Origin of the sequence: Psychrobacillus sp. FSL K6-2365 (genome assembly GCF_038003165.1) — a bacterium.
GTDB lineage: Bacteria > Bacillota > Bacilli > Bacillales_A > Planococcaceae > Psychrobacillus > Psychrobacillus psychrodurans.
This window is the reverse complement of the sequence record NZ_JBBOOO010000001.1, coordinates 866,199-886,359: the sequence shown is the minus strand read 5'-3', so window position 1 is coordinate 886,359 and position 20,161 is coordinate 866,199. Positions and strand designations below refer to the sequence as shown.

Here is a 20,161-nt window from a genome sequence, read left to right as displayed (position 1 = left end):
ATTTACAATCATATTTTTCAGATACTTAAAAAAGGTCCCTGTGTAAGAGACAATTCTGAATTGTCTCTTACACAGGGAACAACAAAATAAGCCCACTCCTCAGTAATATCGAGAGGAGTGGGCTTTTGTATAACTTTCAGAATCGTTTGCTACACAGGGACCTTTTTATGCAGGCATCAGAATTGCTCCAGCATCTTGTGGCATCGATTCTAAAATCGGTACTGAAAGTTCAGGACTTGGTACTGTTGTTTCTGGATTTGGCGTCAAGGAATCAGGACTAGGGACCACAGTTTCAGAGCCTGGAATAATAGATTTGAAGCTTGCTTCTGAAACATTTACATTTACCGTTAATTCGTGTTTACCGTATTTAACGGAAATCGTAGTGCTTCCTGCTTTTTTCGCTCTGATTAAACCACTGTTCACTGAAACTATAGCTTTATCCCCTGGAGTATATTTTGCAGCTGCTGTTACATCTCTTTCAGTTGTTTGACCATCTGGAGTTGTTGTTACTTCTTTAATTGCCACGCGTATCTCTTTTCCAGCTTCTAACTCGATTTGTTTGTTATCTGCAACTAGTGTTACTTCTGGTGCTGCAACTGTTACATTTACAGTTAAATTGTTTTCACCATAGCTAATATTGATCGTTGTGGCTCCGGCATTTTTTGCTCTGATTAAACCATTCGTTACAGAGACCACTGAACTATCTGCTGCTTTATATTTTGCAGATGAAGTCACGTTTCTTTCAGATGTTTTGCCATCTGCTGTTATTGTAATTTCCTTAATAGTTAGTTGCGCTTCTTTTCCAGGTTCCAATTCAATTTGAGAAATGTCTGTAAATAAAGTTACTTCGGGTTTTGTAACCGTTACGTTTACAGTTATTTCATTTTTACCATATTTCGCAGTGATTGTTGTACTTCCTGCATTTTTTGCTCTTACTAATCCATTCGTTACAGTAGCCACTGCTTTATCTGCCACTGTATAGGTCGCAGCTGTTGTTACATTTCTTTCGGTTGTTTTTCCATCTGCTGTTGTTGTTACTTCTGTAATTTTTAGTTGGGATTCTTTTCCTGATTCCAAACTAATATCTGGTTTGTTGGCGGTAAGTGTTACTTCTGGTTCTGACACTGTGACATTAATAGTAACTTCATTTTTGCCATATTTAGCGATAATTGTTGTGCTACCTACGCCTTTTGCTGTTATTAAACCTTTATTGACTGTAGCTACTTTATTATTTCCAGATTTGTATGTTGCCAGACTTGTTATATCGGACTGTTTTGTTTTTCCATCTGCTGAAGTGATTACCTCTTTAATTGTTAGTTGTGCTTCTTTTCCTGGTTCTAAATTAATTTCTGTTTTATTTGCAATCAAAGTCACTACTGGCTCTGTAACTGTCACACTTATAGTTACTTCTTGTTTACCATACTTAGCAGTGATTGTAGTTTCCCCTGCTTTTATTGCTGTTACTAAACCATTGCTCGCAGTAGCAATTTTACCATTCGCTACTTTATACGTTGCAGCCTTTGTTACGTCTACTTGCTTTGTTTTTCCATCAGCTGTTGTTGTTACTTCCATGATTTTTAGCTGAGACTCTTTTCCTGGCTCCAAATCAATTTGTGTTTTATTCGCAGTTAGTGTCACTCCTGGTTCTGTTACCGTTGCATTTACTGTTAGCTCATTTTTTCCATATTTAACTGTAATAACTGTACTTCCTGCATTTTTAGCTGTTACTAATCCATTTTTCACTGAAACTACTTTATTGTCTGCTACTGAATACTTGGCAGCACTTGTTACGTCTGTCTTTTTCGTTTTTCCATCTGCTGTTGTTGTTACCTCTGTTATTTTCAGTTGCGCTTCTTTTCCTTTTTGCAAATCAACTTGTGTTTTGTTAACCGTTAAAGTTACCCCTGGTTCTGTTACCGTCACATTTACTGTTAGCTCATTTTTACCGTATTTAACAGTAATTGCTGTACTACCTGCATTTTTAGCTATTACTAAACCGTCTTTTACGCTAGCCACTTTATTATCAACGACTTTGTAAGTTGCAGCTTTTGTCACGTCTTTTCGTTTTGTTTTTCCATCTGCTGTTGTTGTTACTTCTGTAATTTTCAGTTGTGCTTCTTCTTTTGGTTCCAAATCAATTTGTGTTTTGTTAGCAGTTAAAGTTACTCCTGGTACAATAACTACTGGATCTTTTACAGTCACATTTACTGTCACTTCATTTTTACCATGAGTAATAGTAATTGTAGTAGAACCTTTTCCTACCGCAGTTACTAATCCATTTACAACTTTTGCAATACTTTCATCTGCTACAGAATACGTAGCTTCTGAAGTTACATCTTTATTGGTTGCATCACCTTCTACAGGTGTAGATGTTTCTGTTACAGTAAGTTGAGACGTTTCTCCAGCTGTTAAGTCTAGCTTAGTTGGATTAACAGAAAGTGATAGAACTGGTTCTGGTACTTCCGTTTCTTTTTTGTAAATTAATGCTTCGCCAACATTTCCTGCCGCATCATTAATAATTACTTTCACTGAATCTGTGTCAGCTGTTACTGGGAATGTAAAGCTACCGTCTTCATTCAAATTAAATGAAACCGCTGCTTTTGCTACTCCATTTTCAGTGGCAATATACGAAGCTTTTAATTTGTCATTTAAGTTGTATTCTAAACCGTATAAATATAATTCTTCATTGTAATCGATATATTTGTCTGTAATTTTCCCCGTCGCTATGCCTTCCGTTACTGCTCCAGTAACTACTGGTTTTGTAGTTTTTACTACAATCGGACCCACATAGTCTTGGACAACTCCTGAAGCTGCAAGTCCAGTGAAGTCAATTGTGTATAGGCCGTCTGGTATTGTTGTTGCAGGTGCAGTACCCCATGGTTTGTACTGTCCAGCAACGTTCAGGTTATATGATCCTTTTGCAAGTGAAGATCCTGAATGTAAGTAGCCGATGTAGCCGTCACCATATTCTCCACCTTCTGGATTCATGATGTCCCAAAGTTCAATATAATTTGTTGTTACGTCCCCAGTTAATGTAAACGAAAGAACTGCAGAATCTTGAACTCCGTCTCCATTAAATGATAAATCTGTTTTTGTGATCTGATAGTTTTTGATTTCAGTTGCTGTTACTCCACCAAAGTCAGCAGCAAATGGCAAGGAAACTTCTGAAGACCCACCGTTAATGTTGATATATCCCAGTATTTCAGAACCGTTTGGTGCAATTGCTTTAGACGCAGTCAATGTAACTTTTAACACTTGCTCTCCAGCAAGATTGAATGTCGGTTTGTCTATCGTCACTTTTGCATCACCAAAGGATTTTGTTACATCCACTGAGACGTTATAGTTTCCACCTTTACCAGCAATATCTTTCACTAAAATTTCTTTTGTTACTGATATATTACCTTCTTTAAGTGATTGTGGACCGAAAGTAACTGTCCCTTTCAAGTTTTCTACTACTGCTCCAGTACCATCTAACACTGCAGTATCTACTCCATAAGCAAGTATTTCTGGATGTGCTGCTGCATATGCATTCACACGCCCTGCACCTTGAGCAAATACATCATACTTCGTTGTATCCAAGATTTTAGCAGTATTAGAAAGGGCTACTTTCACATCGAAAGCATTCCAATCAGGATTTGCTTGTTTTACAAGAGCAGCAATACCTGCGATATGTGGTGTTGCCATTGAAGTTCCTGTTTTACGATCATATGCTTCACCGTAAACAGCATCAGGGAAATCTGTTTTGTACATTGGAATTGTGGACATAATATTTGTTCCAGGTGCACTTACATCTGGTTTAATATCAAAGTTTGGTGTAGAAGGTCCACGTGAACTGGAGTCATTTACCTCATCTCCAACAGTATTCGTAGAAGCGAATTTACCAAAGCTAACCTTTCCTGTTCCCCCTGCCAATGCAGCGCGGATTGCCTCGCCATCAGTCAAAGACATATCATAAGTTGGAAGGAAGGCAAAAGAATCCCCCAGGAATGTTCCAGAAGCATTTGGTGTATTCGATCCGGTTGCAGAGTTATGAATAATCGTAGCAACTGCTCCATTTGCCTTTGCATTCGCAATTTTATCGACAAACGCGATATTTCCACGAGCAATCAATGCCACTTTACCCTCCACATCAATTCCTTCAAAGTCTTTTACTTCCCCAAGGCCAGGTACTGCCACTAGGTCAAACTCACCTTGAAGTTGTGTAGCTAAATCCTTTCCAAAAGTTGTACCCATTAATTGTAGTTGTTTTGTTAAGTTGTAATCTCCAACCGTAACTTTTACTTCTCCATTGTGCATCGTTTCCGGATTTGTAGTGTTACCAACCCCAATCCCTAAACGTGCTGTAGCAGGAGTACCCATTGTGCCGCGGTTAGGACCATCATTACCTGTTGCGACAACTCCGATAGTACCAGCAATCATTGCATTATTTATAGCAAATGATCCTGCATCCGTTTCAGAGTTTGCTCCACCACCAAGTGAAAGGTTGATAATGTCCATTTTTTCAATAACAGCTGTATCTATTGCTTTCACAATGCCTGAAGTTGATCCACTGCCATATGCTCCAAGCACACGATAAGCATAAAGGTCTACTTTAGGTGCAATCCCTTTAATGCCATATTCGTTTGCTCCAATTGCTGCGATTGTACCAGCAACATGCGTGCCATGTGATGTATAGAACGAACTTCCATTTGCATTAAATTCAGGTGTTCCCGCTGGACGTTCTGAAGGTAATGTTTCAGATGCATCATTATCTGCACGTGTTTTTGTATAAGTCGATGAGTTTGGAATAAAGTTCTTTCCGCCTTTATAAATACCCGCGAACTCTGGATGATCAGCATCAATTCCTGTATCTAGTACCGCAACTTTAATGCCTTGTCCTTCGATTCCTTCACTCCAAAGCTTTTCAATACCTAAGAATGAAATACTTGTGTTCATCTTAGCATCTACTTTAGGATCTTTTTTAATCACTGACTTTGTTGGTTTTGTTTTTTGTGGTTCCTCTGACGCGTAAACAATTGTGTCTGGTTCCACTAATGTTACTCCTTGAACAGTAAGTAGTTTTGGAATGTCACTCGCTTTAACCGTTGCTGCGAAGCCATTCAACACTGTGTCAAAGGTATATCCTTGTTTAATAGCAATATTTTTTGTTGTTAATTCTTTTTTGACTAGTGTTTGTTGTGTTTTTACTTTTGTTCTCACTTGGCTTTCTTGTGTGGTCGAGAAAGCTTTTCCTTTTAATTCGCTTATTCCTTTTTCAAGAGCTACTGGTTTCTCAGATAAATGTATAATTACTGCAACCTCTTGGTTACCAGATTGGTCTTGTAAATCTTTGTGTAGCTTTGGCCCACCATCTATTAAATTTAATTGTTCCGCGACAGCTGATTTTAACTGCATCGTACTCTCGCTTGGTGTGTTCTGCTTGAATGGCTTTACACCTGAGTTTGCAGAAGCAGTCATTGCCGGACTAAGCATCGTAAAGATCATAGCTAGTACCATAAAAGCACTAAAAAATTTATTTAAAAACTTTTTCTTCAATAAAATTCCCCCTTTTCCCAACCTAATTTACTTTACGAAACTATAAGTTTGGCCCCTTACCACTAATGCTTTTTTATGAAAATCGCTTCCTTCCTATGAATAGTTACTTTTAAAGTAATTTTCATGATGTAATATCATTTCTACTATATGTGCTAGTCCTGGTGGCTATGACATGTCCCTATCAAAAAGGTCCCTGTGTAAGATACAATTCGGAATTGTATCTTACACAGGGACCAACTCAATTACTAACTATTAAAGACTTATCAAATATGTAATTATATTCGCTTGTGATTACCTCATTTGGATTAAACTTTTCTACAGAACCATTTAAAGTGGTAACCTTCGCTAATCCGTCTGGTGTGAATTGGTACATTTCCGTTCCTATTATGCGAGCACCAGTTTCGTAGAAAAGCTCCATCCAACCATCATGGTTAATATCGTAAAAGTATAGAATTGGCGCATTCTCTGCAGAAATTGTTAGCGACGTCATATCAAGATCATCAAACTCTACTATGATCTCTACATTGTTATTTGAGTAACTGCTACTTTCTTCTGGCCCACCTCTAAAGGAAATTGTTTCTAAGATTCCATCATTATTTACGTCGATTTTCTTAGTAATAAAAAAATCAAACATGCTGGGTGCTTGTAATGCAGTAATATAGGAAGGTTCATTAGAAAGAGTCTCCGAATTTGTTTTTACCGATTGATCTTCAGCCAAGTACTTTATGGACTCCACTTCACTGTTAAAAAACTTCCACTCTTCTTTTTGAGGTTTCAGTATATGGATGAATATGGACTCGTTATCTTGGAAGTTTTCTCCTTCTACAAGAGTTGTTATTTGAGTTACCCGGACTTTAACTTCTTGTTCTGAAATCGATAGAAATTCAAAATCCTTAAGTTCATATGCCAAGTCAAAGTTTTCAAATAGGTCACTTAACATTTTTTTGGTTTCAGCAAAAGTGGTTTGCTCCGCATGTGTATACACCATAGACATATACTCATCCATATTTTCGTTTTCAAGAGCCTGTATATTATCTTCAAGCACTTTCTTAATCTCAAATTCAATACTATAATCTGGCTCTGACCCTATTGTTTTGTTATTAGTTGGAACAAATCTGCCCATGTACATTACTATTAGTAAATACACTCCTATCAACACAATTGTTCCAAAAACGCCTTTCCAACCGGTATCACCTCGCAACTGAATTTCGTTCTTTAATAACTCCACATCACTAATATTACTTTCCGACATTTCTCGAGTTCTTTTTAATGCATGGAGACGGTAGTAATTATTACCGATAATTCCGACTGTGAAAGAAACAGCTAACCCTATCACAGTATTAAGAATGACCTCATCTATTCCTAATACTTTACCTAAGAGGTTAATTACTATAGAAATTCCTAGAATCGAGAATATTGGCTTATACATTTTCCTATAACCAAACCAAAAAAGTGGAAAGAAAAAGGCTACCCAGTTCCACGTATTCAAACCTTTTGACCATCTTCGTATGTAATAGTGTTGCTTTTTTTCACCTATAAATAATCTAAGTACTTGATTATCAATTTCAGGTTTACTTCTATTTCTTCTCTTGTTAGGAGTGGATTCTATGTCTTCTTTTATTAAAGATTTCTCTTTACCACACGTTGAGCAAAAACTTGCAACATCGTCTATTCTAGAACCACATGAAGCACAAAACAGTTATATTCCTCCTATTATTCTTTTACCCCTTCCATATAATATGCATTTGCATTTTCGGTATTCCACTAAAATAATTGAAAACGCCCCTGTGTAGCATACAATTCAGAATTGTATCTTACACAGGGACAATCATCTATTTTATCAGTTTACTGCTCCAAATTCATAAACAGCTATTGTTCCTGATACTTCATGTGTAGCTGCTAATAGTGCTTTGCCAGTTGGACTTTCTGAGGCTGGTATAAATTGTAATCCTTCTGGAGAAACGTCCCCTGCAAGCTTTGCAGTGAAGTCCCTGCTTGAAATTAGTGTTACAAACTTAGGTGCGTTTATGTCTGTTAAATCATAAACCATAATACCGCTGTAACGTTCTAAAGCGATAAATCCATAAGTTGTGCCATCAATTTCCCCTACTACAGCTGTTTCTGGCTCAGGTCCCTTATCATCGCTACGATTATCTACTTTAATGTCATCGCTATTAATATTGAAATATTTTGGTGTTTTCTCAGCAATAATTTTTTCAAATTCACTTCCGCTGTCATATACCTGCTCCATCGTTACTGCATCAAAGATGGAGAAACTACGACCACCATATCCATAGATTGCTTCATATGCTGTATTAGCTTTGTTTAAACCATTTTCCGTTGTAACTTTATATCCATCTAAAGTAGATAGATCAAATGCATCTAACTCTGCTTGTGTAAATCCTTTATAATTTGCTTCTGTTAAAGCAATTGGTAATGTAAGATCAGCTAACTCTGAAACTTCGCTATATCCTCCATCATCAGCATAATCACGAGAGTCACCTTCGTTTGGAGTAATGATGTATGTTTTACCAGCCACCGTAAATGTATCTATAGCGTCTGGCATATGGAAAGTTAGAATTGGTTGTTTGATAATATCCGCTTTTTTATCGTCTTTATTTGCATCCATTTCAAATCCTTCTACAGAATGGTCAATGACTCCAAGACCTCTTACATGAAGAATTGTATTCGTTTCAAGATCTACTGTCGCAATTGCATTATTTTCTTGTAAAGTTACATAGGCAGTTTTACTATCATCAGATACAGTTACGTATTCTGGTTCTAGTTGCTCTAAGATTGAAGCCCCTTTATAAGAAGTACGAACTTTTTCATCCAACATTGTCTCTGTAAAGTTAAGTGTTGTTGCAGTTAATGTTGCTACATCAATAACCGAAATAGAACCTTTTGGATCGATAGTTGTATCCTTGTTTGGTTCACCTTCGTTTGCAACAATTGCTTTTTTACCATTTGGAGTAAATGTCACCATATCCGGCAACGCCCCAACTTCCACATGCTTCACATATTTTCCGTCTTTTGTAGCAAATATGATATAACCCGGGTCTGTTTTTTCAGCATAAGCAGCAATTGCGATTAAATCTTCTGTAGGATGAGACGCAATACTTGTTATATTCTTAACTCCTGGGATTCCATAATCTTTAACAACTACACGCTTTGTAGAATCAAGTTGCTTAAACGTCCCAGACTTTACATCTGCAAAATTAAGGATATCAAATCCACCAACTGCTCCATTTGTAACAAATCCTTTCTTGGTCGCAACATCGTATGCTAAAATTTCAGTTCCTGTTTCACCTTGACCGCTGTCATAGCGCGCAATTTGAGAAACTGTAAATTCCTCTGGATTGGAGTTATAAAGCGGTGGCTCAGTTGTTGCTACTGGAGCTGGTGTTGTTCCAGGATCTTCAACGATTTCTGGTTCCGGATTTACAACTTGTCCTGCAACATCAACGATACGACCTTCAATTTTTGTTGGAATCGTTGATAAAGTTTTTAAATGGTCGGCAAAGTTTTCCCAATCTGAAAGACCTAGATCCTTTACTTTTCCTGCTTCATAAATTTCTTTGAAGACATCATAGCTATCTCCGCCTTGAGCTGTAAAGTAATTCGTTGCCATTGTGTATGTTTCTGTGTCTAATATTTTTGTGTAAGTACCATCTGCATTTTCATAAGAGATAGAAACGACACGTTCGCCTTTAAGTTTAGTAGAATCGAATTCTACTTTTGCTCCCGCAACATGCAGGAAACCACCGTTTTCAAGTGGGTATACACCTACACTCGTTTCAAATGCTTCTTTTAATTCCGCTCCTGTAATCTCCATTGTAGATAATGTATTACCAAAAGGAAGAACTGTAATTACTTCACCTACTGTAATTGGACCTGCATCAATACTAGCGCGAATTCCTCCACCATTTTGAAATGCCATTATTACTTTTGGATTAAGTGACTTAGCTTTTACCAACATACCATCAGCAATAAGATTACCTAGTATTGTTTCGTTTTTGCGTACACTTGGTTTAGTATTGTCTCCATTCGTTCGAGGATTTTCTAATACGACCTCTGCACTAACACCAATTTCTTCACCAGCAACCTCATCTACTTTTGGTTTATATGATTCTAGTAATTTTTTTGCTTCTGCATCTTCTGTGAATTTACTAACCTCAATTAGTTCTCCATTTTGAGTAACAACTTTTCCGTTTTTATCAAATTCCACATCAAGTGTACCTAATAAGTCTCCTTGGGAAGATGCCTGTACGATAATCGTTTTGTCCTTTGTTGCACCAGTTTCATTTTTATCCACAACTACTGGAGCTGCTAGTTTTGTATGACTGTGACCACCGATAATAACGTCAATGCCGTCTACTTGAGCAGCTAATGCTAAGTCATTATCAATTGCTGGGTTGTCATCGTATCCAATATGGGTAACTGCAACAATTTTGTTCACTCCCATATCTTCAAATGCTTTTACTGCTTTTTCAGCTTCTATAATATAGTCTGTAAAAGTCACTTGTCCCGGGCTAGAGAGACCTTTCGTTTCTTGTGTTGTTAGTCCAAAGAACCCTACCTTTTCGCCATTTACTTCTTTAACAATACCATTATAGATTTTTCCATTTTCAGGTGCGCTTGATGCTATGTCACTGAACAGACCTCGTAAATTTTCATCTTTCGAAAAATCTACATTTGCACTAACAAATGGGAATTGAGCGCCTTTTATAAAGTCAGCTAATGCTTTATGGCCTTCTTCTGAAGAACCAAGATCAAATTCATGATTACCAAAAGTCATTACATCATATTCTGCGAGATTCATAAATGCTAAATCGGCAAGACCTTTATATTGATTGAAATATAGAGTTCCTGAGAATACATCTCCTGCATCTACTAATACGGCATTAGGGTTTTCTGCTCTTTCTTTTTTAATAGCTGTAATACGTTTAGGTGCAGTCTCTACCTTTGCATGCGTATCATTTGTATGCAATAAAGTAAGTTTGAATTTTTTATCTGCACCTCCGCCCTTATTACCACCGTTATTTCCTCCACCAGTGTTCCCTCCACCTGGGGATGGATTAGTTGGCGTTGTTGGGGGTGGGGTTGGAGTAATGTCCATACCAGCTTTTTTAGATACTGTATTTATTTCTTCTAGTAACTCTTTCACCATTGGTAAAGTACTAGTTGATGGTACTCTTAGCTGTAAAGGTTTGATAGATTCTAATACCTTTTTAGCCTCTGCTTGTTTTCCTTCAGCTAGTAATTTATCAACTTGTTTCACTTTCATATAAATAGTTACAGGTACCATTAACTGACTACGCTTCATGTCAGCAGTTTGTTTATATTGGTCTAATAATAGATCCCGTGTAGCTTTTCCAGTAAAACGATACATAATTTCAGAACGGGTTTTTAGTTGGATAGATAATTTATGATACAGTTTTTCAACTTGTTCCCAGTCTTTTGTCTGTTCTGCTTTTTGAATATCTGTCATTATCGGATTTAAATATTTATCTGCATAATTATAAGCATCTATATAAGGGATTAATCCTTTCGTTATTCTTTCGTTATATAAATCATTTAAATCATTTAGTAGAGTACTTTTGTTTTTAGCATTAGATTTTGAGATTGCCTCTTTTGCTATTTGATAGTCTTTTTTAACCTTATTCAAGGTTGGATACAAATCCGCACTAGGGACAAGCTTTCCATTTTGAGAAGGTACTACATAAGAATAAGCAGCCTCTTTCATATCTTTTCTTGCTTGATCTACCATTTCTTGTAGCGAACTACTTGCGTAGCTAACATTTGTAGAAGTTAATAAAGTTGTTGCAAGAACAGCTGACATTATCGATTTTTTCAACGCATGGTTTTGCATAATTTCCCTCCTAAAATTAGTTGAAAAATACTATCTCTATCTAAAGCTCTCCATTATAAAAATAATAGAATAACAAAGTCGCCACTTAAATATAGGTCTAATAATTATTAACTTCAATCGCATAACTGTAAATAAATTGTAAATACTGTTTTACATGTGTTTACAAAAAGGTCCCTGTGTAAGATACAATTCAGAATTGTATCTTACACAGGGACCAAAGAGGCTAAATTCTCAGAAGTTAAATAGAAATGTCTTCTAACAGCTCGGTTGAAATTGTTTGTTACACAGGGAGCAAGCTAATAGGTTACTCTAAAAATGTAAAAAATTACCATCATGTACTTGATTATTTCCAAATCAGGTTTACCCATTCTGGATGATCAATGAACGGATTGCGGTTTCCTTGCCATTTTTGAATGACATTGTTGCGATTACGTTCAAATTCATCAACTGGGTCTTGCTCATGCCATTTTAGTAGGGTCGAAAGCTTTCCATGGTAGGGCGCACTTCCATTACCTAGCTTTTCGTTTAGTTCTAAATCTACTTTATCGCCTTGTTCATAACGTGTTGCCATGTAAAAAAGGATTCGTGCTACATCACCTTTGACACGATTTGGTGGCTCAAACGAGTTAGAAGCTCGTTTACATTCGTCACAATTATTTACCGGGTTGCCACCGTTATCAAAATCTAAGTTTCCTCTTGAACTATTCACTTGTACGTCTGTAGGTCTAAGATGATGGATATCGGTTCCTGGTCCTTTACTTGTACCGAAGTCTCCATGTGATTTAGCCCATGTGTGTTCTCTATTCCACTGTCCTACGTTTCCACCATTGGCAGTTTTAGAACGTGGTACTCCAGAGTAAAACAATATGACATTGTTTGTATTATTCGGGTCTTCATCCGTTTCTCGTAATGCTACCCATACTTGGTCATAAGAAAGCTCTGTATGGTCGTCAATTATTTCATGTAGTGCAGTTTTTAAAACTTGACCTTCTTTACCAATAGCATCTTTATAATAGACATCAGTAGGTGAGTTAGCTGAAGTTACAAGTACACTAAAACCTGTCGTTACACTCTTTTCTCCATCTGTAGCGGTAACTCCTACAATATGGCTTCCTTCTGCAAGTGCTAGTGTTAACATAGACCCTTCTATCGTTCCTAATGTGGAAGAAAAAGTTAGTACTTGGTTTTCTGGATCTGCGAAATGATCTGTTAACAAGATTGAAATAGACTCACCAGTTTTAACTGTTTGACTTGGAATATTGTTCTTTACTACTGGCGCTTGGTTTTCACCAGGTAAAGAAGGAACCACAATGGGTTCCCCTTTCGAATTTGTGAATTTAATATTTTTGCTATCTGCACCATTAATGAATTCAAATTCTTGAATATTCTCAGCGCCTCTAATTTCTTTTACGTTCGTACCATCAATAATTACTTTTTGAACATTAGTACCTTTGAAATCCATTATTGCGACAGCGTTTAGTGGTTTAATCGTTACAGTTTGCTCTGCAAAACCGTCTCCATAGAATTCTGCATAATCACTCGTAAAAAGAATGCCTTCTGTGATTTCTGATGCATCGTCAATTGTGATAGATACGCTAGGTTTACCAATAGTAAGTTTCTTTGTTTGAAGATTTTTGATATTGTATGTTTTTTCAGCTGTAATCGGTGTAACAGCATCATCTGCAAATATATCAATTTGTACCATTACTGGATCATGGTCACTTGCACGTCCTGCCATATCGGTAAAGTCTGCATTGATATGAAGGATATCGATTTTCGTTTTATTTTCTAAGTTCTTTGTGACTAAAATATGATCTAATACTTGAGAGTTCCCTTGATATAGGTATGTGTATCGATCTGACTTTTCCACCCTATTAATCATGTTCGTCATGTGTTCACCTTCATGAATTAAAAGTGCATCAGCAAATTGATAATCGTTAAAGTCACCCAAAGAAACAACATTTGCATCTGGGTTTTTCGTTTTAATATCTATAACAAAGTCAGAAACGATTGTTGCAATGTTTTTACGTTGTACTTCACTGTCATATTTTGGTGGTTGAATGGATCCGAATAATGGTGTATCACCACTTTTAGAGTTCCAATGATTCGCAATAACGATGACACTTTCACCTTTAAAGTCAAATTGTGCCGCTAAAGGTTTACGGCTACTATTAAATGCGCTATTTGTTGGATCAATACGACCAGGGTTAAGTGTTAGCTTGCCATTTTTGTAACCAACAGCATTAGTTGCATTTCCAGCAGAAATACCTTCTGTCAACTTTACTCGTTCTGGATTATATAGGAATCCAACACGAATATTTGCATTTGGTGCTCCGCCGTCTTGGTTGTTCACTGGGTCAATATTTACATATTTGTAGTTTGCTCCACCAGCAGTTTTAATCGCAGCAATAAGTCTTTCATAGCTTTGATCTGCCTTTGAATCTCCAGAGCTTTCTCCGTTATTGTCTTGTACTTCAGTTACACCAACAATATCAGGACTCTGCATATCGTTTGCAATTGCTCTTGCTAATTTACGTGCTTTGTCGTCTGAAGTGGATGTTTTATTATTCGAGAAGTTTTCTAAGTTATAAGATGCAATTGTTAACTTATCTTCTGCGTTCACAATTGTTGTTTTTTCTGGTGTTGCATTTCCTTTTGTATGGGCAGCTTTCATTTCATTTAAAGAGACATAAATTTTAAAGTTTTGGAACGAATAACCCACCACTCCAGTAATCGGCCCTTTGAACTTATCCCCAGTTGCTACTTCGAAATCCCGCCCAGGTCCATTTGGTTCTAAGCGGAATTGCACGCGGTTTGGATTTTGATTGTCCTTTTCATATAAAACTCCACCATGCAGGGAGTTCGTTGGAGCGCTTTCCAAAACAGTTATCAAATCACCATGCTCTTGAGGCGCTACCGCTTTCACATTTCCAACTTGCACGCGCATTCCTTCGATACTTTCCCAAAAATCGATTGCATCTACGGTTGGATTGAAAACTGCAAGATTGTCGCTATCAATTTTTGCTAGAGACATTTTCGTTTCATCAATTAAGATTGGAGCTGGTAAAGCTACGCCACTTGTAATAACTTCCACTTTTCCACCCTGGTCATTTCGAACATTAATTTGCGTTGTTTTTAAGTCTGTTGTTTGACGATCAGCATATCCGTCATATGCAAATTCACTTACTTTCCCAGTAACTGATACCAAATCTCCTACTTTAATCGGCCATGTGTTTGTGCCGCTGTAAAGTACAATGGCTTCAGAAGTATTTGGATTCGTATCCGCTAGCTCATCCGGTGTTTGGATATGATAGTAGGTTGCCCCATTTAACAAGAACGAGTAAGTTACAACTCCTTGAATGCCTTCTACTGTTTTATTGTCAAAAGAAGTGTGGTGTCCCGCTCCTTGGATATCATGAATTTGAAGACTATCCGTAATTGTATATTCGAATGCTTTTACTTCACTAAAAGTACCATCTTGAGTTTTGACGACTGCTTTAAGTGTTGAATTTTTTGTGATAGTAATTGGCGATTCATATTTTGCACCAAATTCAATTGGGTCTTTTCCATCCACTGTGTAAAAAATCTCCGAATTTGCCGTAGATGTGGATAATGTAACTGTTGTGCTTCCAACAAAAGTTCCACTTCCCGGGTTGGCTATAACAGGTTGTATGATGGAGCTATCTGCCACAATATCTGAAATAAAGCGTGGGATAATTTGATAAGCCGCATCAAACTGTTGAACGATACCAGTAATGGACTCATATGTTTTTCCCACACCTAAACCTAGTGAACCATTGTTTTCATCACGAACGATGAAGTCTGTCGTTCCATCTGTTGCAGTATAGTTATTATTAGCATCTACTGCTGTTAAAGTAATTTGTTTTGCTTGGACAAGAAGGGATTCATTGTTTTCATTCACTTCTGCTCCTGTTACAACTTTAAGAGTCGGAGCACCTACATTTTCAGCCTTCGCAACAATCGTTGTGTTGTCTAATTGAAGAAGTCCACGGAATTCTGCTAATTTTCCAGTAAGTGTTACTTCATCACCTACAGTTGTAGCTAAACTTGCAGGACGTATTGCTATACCACCTGTCGCATCTTGAACTGAAATTGAATTTTTCAAGTTTGCTGCTACAACTCCTTTAATAGTCACTGTTTGACCAAGAGCTGTAGTGCGTGCTTCTGCAATGGACAATAATTCAGATTCATTTATTACTGTATAAGTAAACTCAGAAATTGGACTGTTTACTAGACCCTCTTTTACCGCGATTGCCTTAATCGCCATGTCTTTGTCGATAACAATTGGAGCTTCATATTTTGTACTTGAACTGGTTGGATCAGATCTATCTGTCGTGTAGTAAATTGAAGCTCCTTCTGTTTTTGTTGATAATACTATCTCAGTATCTTTCGGAACACTTGAAGAAGGAGTTGATACCGTTACAGCTTCGACTTTGTTTTCAACAGGGGGCTCCCCACCACCATCCACAAAAGAAATTGCAGTTGGTGTTTTTAAACCTGCATGATTGCCAAAATATTTTTCTAGAGACCCAGAAATCTTTACTTCTTTCCCAATATTTCCAGGTATCGATTTAAGTCCAAATTCTCCTCGATAAGAAGTGGTTAATTGAACATAAAGCATTTTGGTTATATCAGTTTCATTTGCAGAGCTCGCAATCGCAAAATTATTGTCATCAGAAGCAGTCGGCGTCACAGATGTTTCGTTTTTCACATGACCAACAATATACCCTACGACTGAAAGGTTTTTCTTTCCATTAACATCAAATTGAGCAAGTGCCTCTTCTACTGTTAATACTTCTGCGGCTTGTACTGTTTGTGCATTAAAAGGAGTAACTAAACTGATCATCAAAAGAAATATTAACCCGATATTTATGGTTTTCATCTTATTCTGTCTCATTATTTGGCTCCTATCATATTTCTGTTTTTGATAATTACCTCAACTATTAACATCAAAGAATCATTTCACCTTTTACTATTAATCCATCAAAGTTCACGGTTTTCCCGCCTAATCCAGAAAAGAGTGCATCCCCTTCTACTCTAATATCGGAAAAAGAAATATTTCCACTTAGATTACCTGTGAAGATAAGGTCACCTTTTATAATGGCATTCCCAAGGAAGGTTACATCTGTAACTGAAACTGTCACGTCGCCATTGTATACTTTTGGTGCATCAGGTGTGCCAGAGAAGTCTTTTGCATCCACTGCTCCACCAGGGAATTCAGTATCAGGCTCTTGATCAGCTACATCTACTATTCTGCCTTCTACTTTCGGATTAACATTTACTAAACTGGCAATATGTTCACGTAAATTTTCCCAGTCAGAGAGACCTAAATCTGTCATTCTACCTTCTCCATACGCTTTAGCCGATACATTATAACCATCTCCACCTTTAGCAGTGAAAGCATTTGTTGCTATTGTGTAAAGTTCGTTATCTTTTATATCAACATAATTATTTTCTGCATTTTTATAAACAACTGAAACTACACGTTGTCCAACTGGTTTGGAAGAATCAAATTGAACTTTAGCTCCAGATACATGTAGGAATCCTCCGTTTTCTTTCGGAAATTCTTTCAAGCTGACTTCAAATGTTGCTTTTATCTCTGCACCTGTAAGTTTCATCGTTGCTAATGTATTTCCAAAAGGCAGGACGGTGATCACTTCACCAACTGTAATAGGTCCTTGATTTATAGCAGCTCGAATACCCCCGCCATTTTGGAAAGCCATAATCACATCTTTGTTGTATTCTCTTGCTTTTTTCAGCATGCCGTCCGCAATGAGATTCCCAAGGGCAGTTTCGTTGCTTCGAACACTTAAACCACCAGTACTAGAACGTGGATTATCTAAAGCATTTACTGCGATTGCTCCAGTCAGTTCATTTTTTAATGCACTAATTTTAGATGAATACTTTTCTAACAGCTCTTTTGCCTTACCATCCTCAGCTTGGTCGTTAACGCTAATTAATTGACCAGCGTGTTTTATTACTTTTCCGCTTTTGTCGAACTCGACATTTAATGTTCCTAAAAACTCACTATATTGATAAGCTTGTACAATAACCGTCGGATCTTTTGCTTTTCCTACTAAATCCTTATCTACCACAACTGGTTTATCTAATTTGGTATGACTATGACCTCCAACAATTACGTCAATACCCGCTACTTTTGCGGCTAACTGCAAGTCGTTGTCATAAGCAGGGTTATCATCATAACCAAGATGTGTTACAGCAATTACTTTGTTCACTCCTTGCTTTTCGAACTCGTTAACCATTTGTTGAGCAGCTTTCACATAATCTGTAAAACTCACTTTGCCTGGGCTTGAAATATCCTTTGTTTCAGCAGTCGTTAATCCAAACAATCCTATTTTCTGTCCATTTACCACTTTAATAATACCGCTATAAATTTGACTATTTTTCGGGTTATTTTGTATTTTTACATTAAATAATCCTTTTAAATGCTCGTCCTGTGAAAAATCAGTATTCGCACCTACAAATGGAAAATTAGCTTTCTTCACAAATTCTGCTAGTGCTTTATGTCCTTCAGCACTCGAGCCCAAATCGAACTCATGATTACCAAAAGTCATCAGATCATATTTCATCATATTCATGAATTCAACATCTGCTTGTCCCTTGAATTCATTGAAATACAATGTTCCTGAGAAGACATCTCCAGCATCCACTAATAATGCATTTGGATTTGCTTTCCTATATTCCTTTACAGCTGTAACACGTTTGGCCACATTATCTAATTGAGCATGTGTGTCATTTGTATGCATAATGGATAAGTTGAAGTTTGCCCCTGAATTTCCTCCTCCATTATTTCCTCCACCACCGTTTCCACCTCCGTTATTTCCACCACCTGTTGTTGGAGGAATAGTTGGCGTGGTAATTATGATAACTCCCGCTTTTTTACTTACTGTTTCTATTTGCACTAAAAGTTCTTTGATCATCGGCAAATTATTCGTAGTCGGCAATCTATAAAGTAACTGTTTAATAGATTCTAGTACTCTTCTTGCATCTTCTATTTTTCCTTCTGCTATTAGTGTGTCTGCTTCCCTTACTTTCATATAAACAGTTACCGCAACCATTAATTGATCACGCTTTAAGTTAGCAGGATCCTTGTATTGCTTTAACAATAAATCCCTAGCAGCTTTACCTGTAAAACGATATAAAATGGCAGTTCTACTTTTTAATTGGACAGATAATTGGTGATACAACTTTTCAATTTTAACCCAATCTCTTTCTACCTCAGCTTTCTTGATATCTTCCAAAATAGGTGTTAAATACTTGTCCGCATAATTATAGGCATCAATATATGGCACTATTCCTTTTGTAATACGTTCATTATATAAATCATCTAGTTCTTTGAGTAAAGTCCCCTTATTTTTAACATTTGATTTTAAAAGAGCACTTCTTGCTTTTTGATAGTTTAATTTTGCCAAATTCAATGTTGGATACAATTCTACACTTGTAGCAAGTTTTCCATTTTGAGATGGTACTACATAAGCATAAGATGCTTCCTTCATATCTTTCCTTGCCTGATCAACTAAGTCTTGCAAAGAATTATTAGCCAAACCGACACTAGTAGAAGTTAATAACGACATTGCAAGAACTGAAGCTACTACGGTCTTCTGTACTCTATTCTTTCTCATAAGTTCCCTCCTATATTCTTTAGCTGTTCGCTTATCCTATTTAATACAGGAGAAATTTATGAATATAGAATTTATTTTTAAAGATGAGATTAAATAGTGAAACTCGAACAACACTGATTTCTGCTTCAAGCGGACGCTTTCCCCAAGCAAGGTTCAACCTCATCTGCACCCACATTCTACTGATAATAGATGATTGTTACGAATAAAAAATTTATTAGATTCATATAATCAGAGAGAAGAACTCGCTAGAAATAAGTATCAAAGGAGGAAAATCACTGAATTGTATAAACTGTGGTCACGAACAGGTTACTGGGAAGTTTTGCAGTTTATGTGGAACTAAATTGGAGGAACTTCTTTTGAATGTCGACAGTGTTGCTTCCAGAACAACATCTGTAAAACCAAATGTCCATGTAGAAAATATTAAAAGAAAAACTAAAATATATAGCTCATATTTTATTCAACAACTAAAAAAACCTTCTCATGCATACAATCAAGGAGAAAGTGAGTTTACAAGTAGTCTTGTAAGTATTATTTTATTTACTGCACTTGTTACTATATCTCTGTTTTTATTTTCAAATAATTTGAATTGGAGCGATTCACCAAGCTTTTTATCCTTTTTTATGGAATCTTTTTTACTCACATTCTTTATCATAGGACTTGTGATATTTTCTTCTTTTCTCATTAGCAGTTTTTTTGGTCCACAGTATTCATTTAAAGTAATTATCAGTTTTTATGGGGGACAATTGTCTGCACCCATTGTCTTAGTAACTGTTTCCATATTTCTAATGCTTGTAAAATCATTTAGTTATGGAAATGCCGTTTTAACTATAAGCCTAGTTTTTAGTCTTTTTATACTGCCCCTCTATATAATTAGTTTTTTGCTTACAAAAAAACCTTCTGGTGTTGACCCCCTCTACGGATTTGTTCTCTATATTGCTACTTTTACAGTTTTAATGATACTTTTCGTCACTATTGTTGGGAATTCTAAAATGATTGAGTATTTTAATAATATTAACCATTTGTTTTAAATATTAGGTCAGTTCCTGTATTCAAAAACTGTTCTAATTTGTTTCTTGTTTATTACACAGGG

Annotated in this window: 7 protein-coding genes; 2 read left to right on the top strand and 5 right to left on the bottom strand. The window is 36.6% G+C overall.

The genetic code is table 11. The annotated features are described in order from the left end of the window. Window positions 1-165: 165 nt before the first annotated feature. Complete coding sequence (locus tag MKY29_RS04400) at window positions 166-5,535, bottom strand: S8 family serine peptidase (protein WP_340879094.1); 5,370 nt, start codon at window positions 5,533-5,535, stop codon at window positions 166-168. A 238-nt stretch (window positions 5,536-5,773) separates the two neighbouring features. After that, on the bottom strand, window positions 5,774-7,024 hold the full coding sequence (locus tag MKY29_RS04395; RefSeq protein WP_445677865.1) for a DUF2628 domain-containing protein: 1,251 nt from the start codon (window positions 7,022-7,024) through the stop codon (window positions 5,774-5,776). Between the two features lie 118 nt (window positions 7,025-7,142). Here MKY29_RS04395 and MKY29_RS04390 point away from each other — a divergent pair, with 118 nt between their 5' ends. Continuing rightward, a complete protein-coding gene (locus MKY29_RS04390; RefSeq protein WP_340879093.1) occupies window positions 7,143-7,328 on the top strand; it encodes a hypothetical protein in 186 nt (61 codons plus the stop codon). 47 nt (window positions 7,329-7,375) lie between these two features. Here the strand turns inward: MKY29_RS04390 and MKY29_RS04385 are convergent, their stop codons facing one another. The 3 genes from MKY29_RS04385 to MKY29_RS04375 form a co-directional block, all read right to left on the bottom strand. Then, complete coding sequence (locus MKY29_RS04385; RefSeq protein WP_340879092.1) at window positions 7,376-11,407, bottom strand: choice-of-anchor I family protein; 4,032 nt, start codon at window positions 11,405-11,407, stop codon at window positions 7,376-7,378. Between the two features lie 343 nt (window positions 11,408-11,750). Continuing rightward, window positions 11,751-16,325: an endonuclease gene (locus MKY29_RS04380; protein WP_340879091.1), complete on the bottom strand. Its 4,575-nt coding sequence runs from the start codon at window positions 16,323-16,325 to the stop codon at window positions 11,751-11,753. A 52-nt stretch (window positions 16,326-16,377) separates the two neighbouring features. Then, window positions 16,378-19,071 carry a 5'-nucleotidase C-terminal domain-containing protein gene (locus MKY29_RS04375; RefSeq protein WP_340879090.1) on the bottom strand — a complete coding sequence of 898 codons (2,694 nt, stop codon included), beginning with the start codon at window positions 19,069-19,071 and terminating at the stop codon, window positions 16,378-16,380. Between the two features lie 356 nt (window positions 19,072-19,427). On the opposite strand from MKY29_RS04375, the gene MKY29_RS04370 reads away from it, so the two are divergent. Then, entirely contained in the window at window positions 19,428-20,099 is a 672-nt protein-coding gene (locus MKY29_RS04370) for a hypothetical protein (RefSeq protein WP_340879089.1), read from the top strand. The last annotated feature ends 62 nt before the right edge of the window (window positions 20,100-20,161 follow it).

Excerpts from the sequence above, each read along its gene's own strand:
- MKY29_RS04375 (WP_340879090.1), bottom strand. The coding sequence starts at position 19,071 with ATGAGAAAGAATAGAGTACAGAAGACCGTAGTAGCTTCAGTTCTTGCA.
- MKY29_RS04380 (WP_340879091.1), bottom strand. The coding sequence starts at position 16,325 with ATGAGACAGAATAAGATGAAAACCATAAATATCGGGTTAATATTTCTT.
- MKY29_RS04385 (WP_340879092.1), bottom strand. The coding sequence starts at position 11,407 with ATGCAAAACCATGCGTTGAAAAAATCGATAATGTCAGCTGTTCTTGCA.
- MKY29_RS04390 (WP_340879093.1), top strand. The coding sequence starts at position 7,143 with ATGTCTTCTTTTATTAAAGATTTCTCTTTACCACACGTTGAGCAAAAA.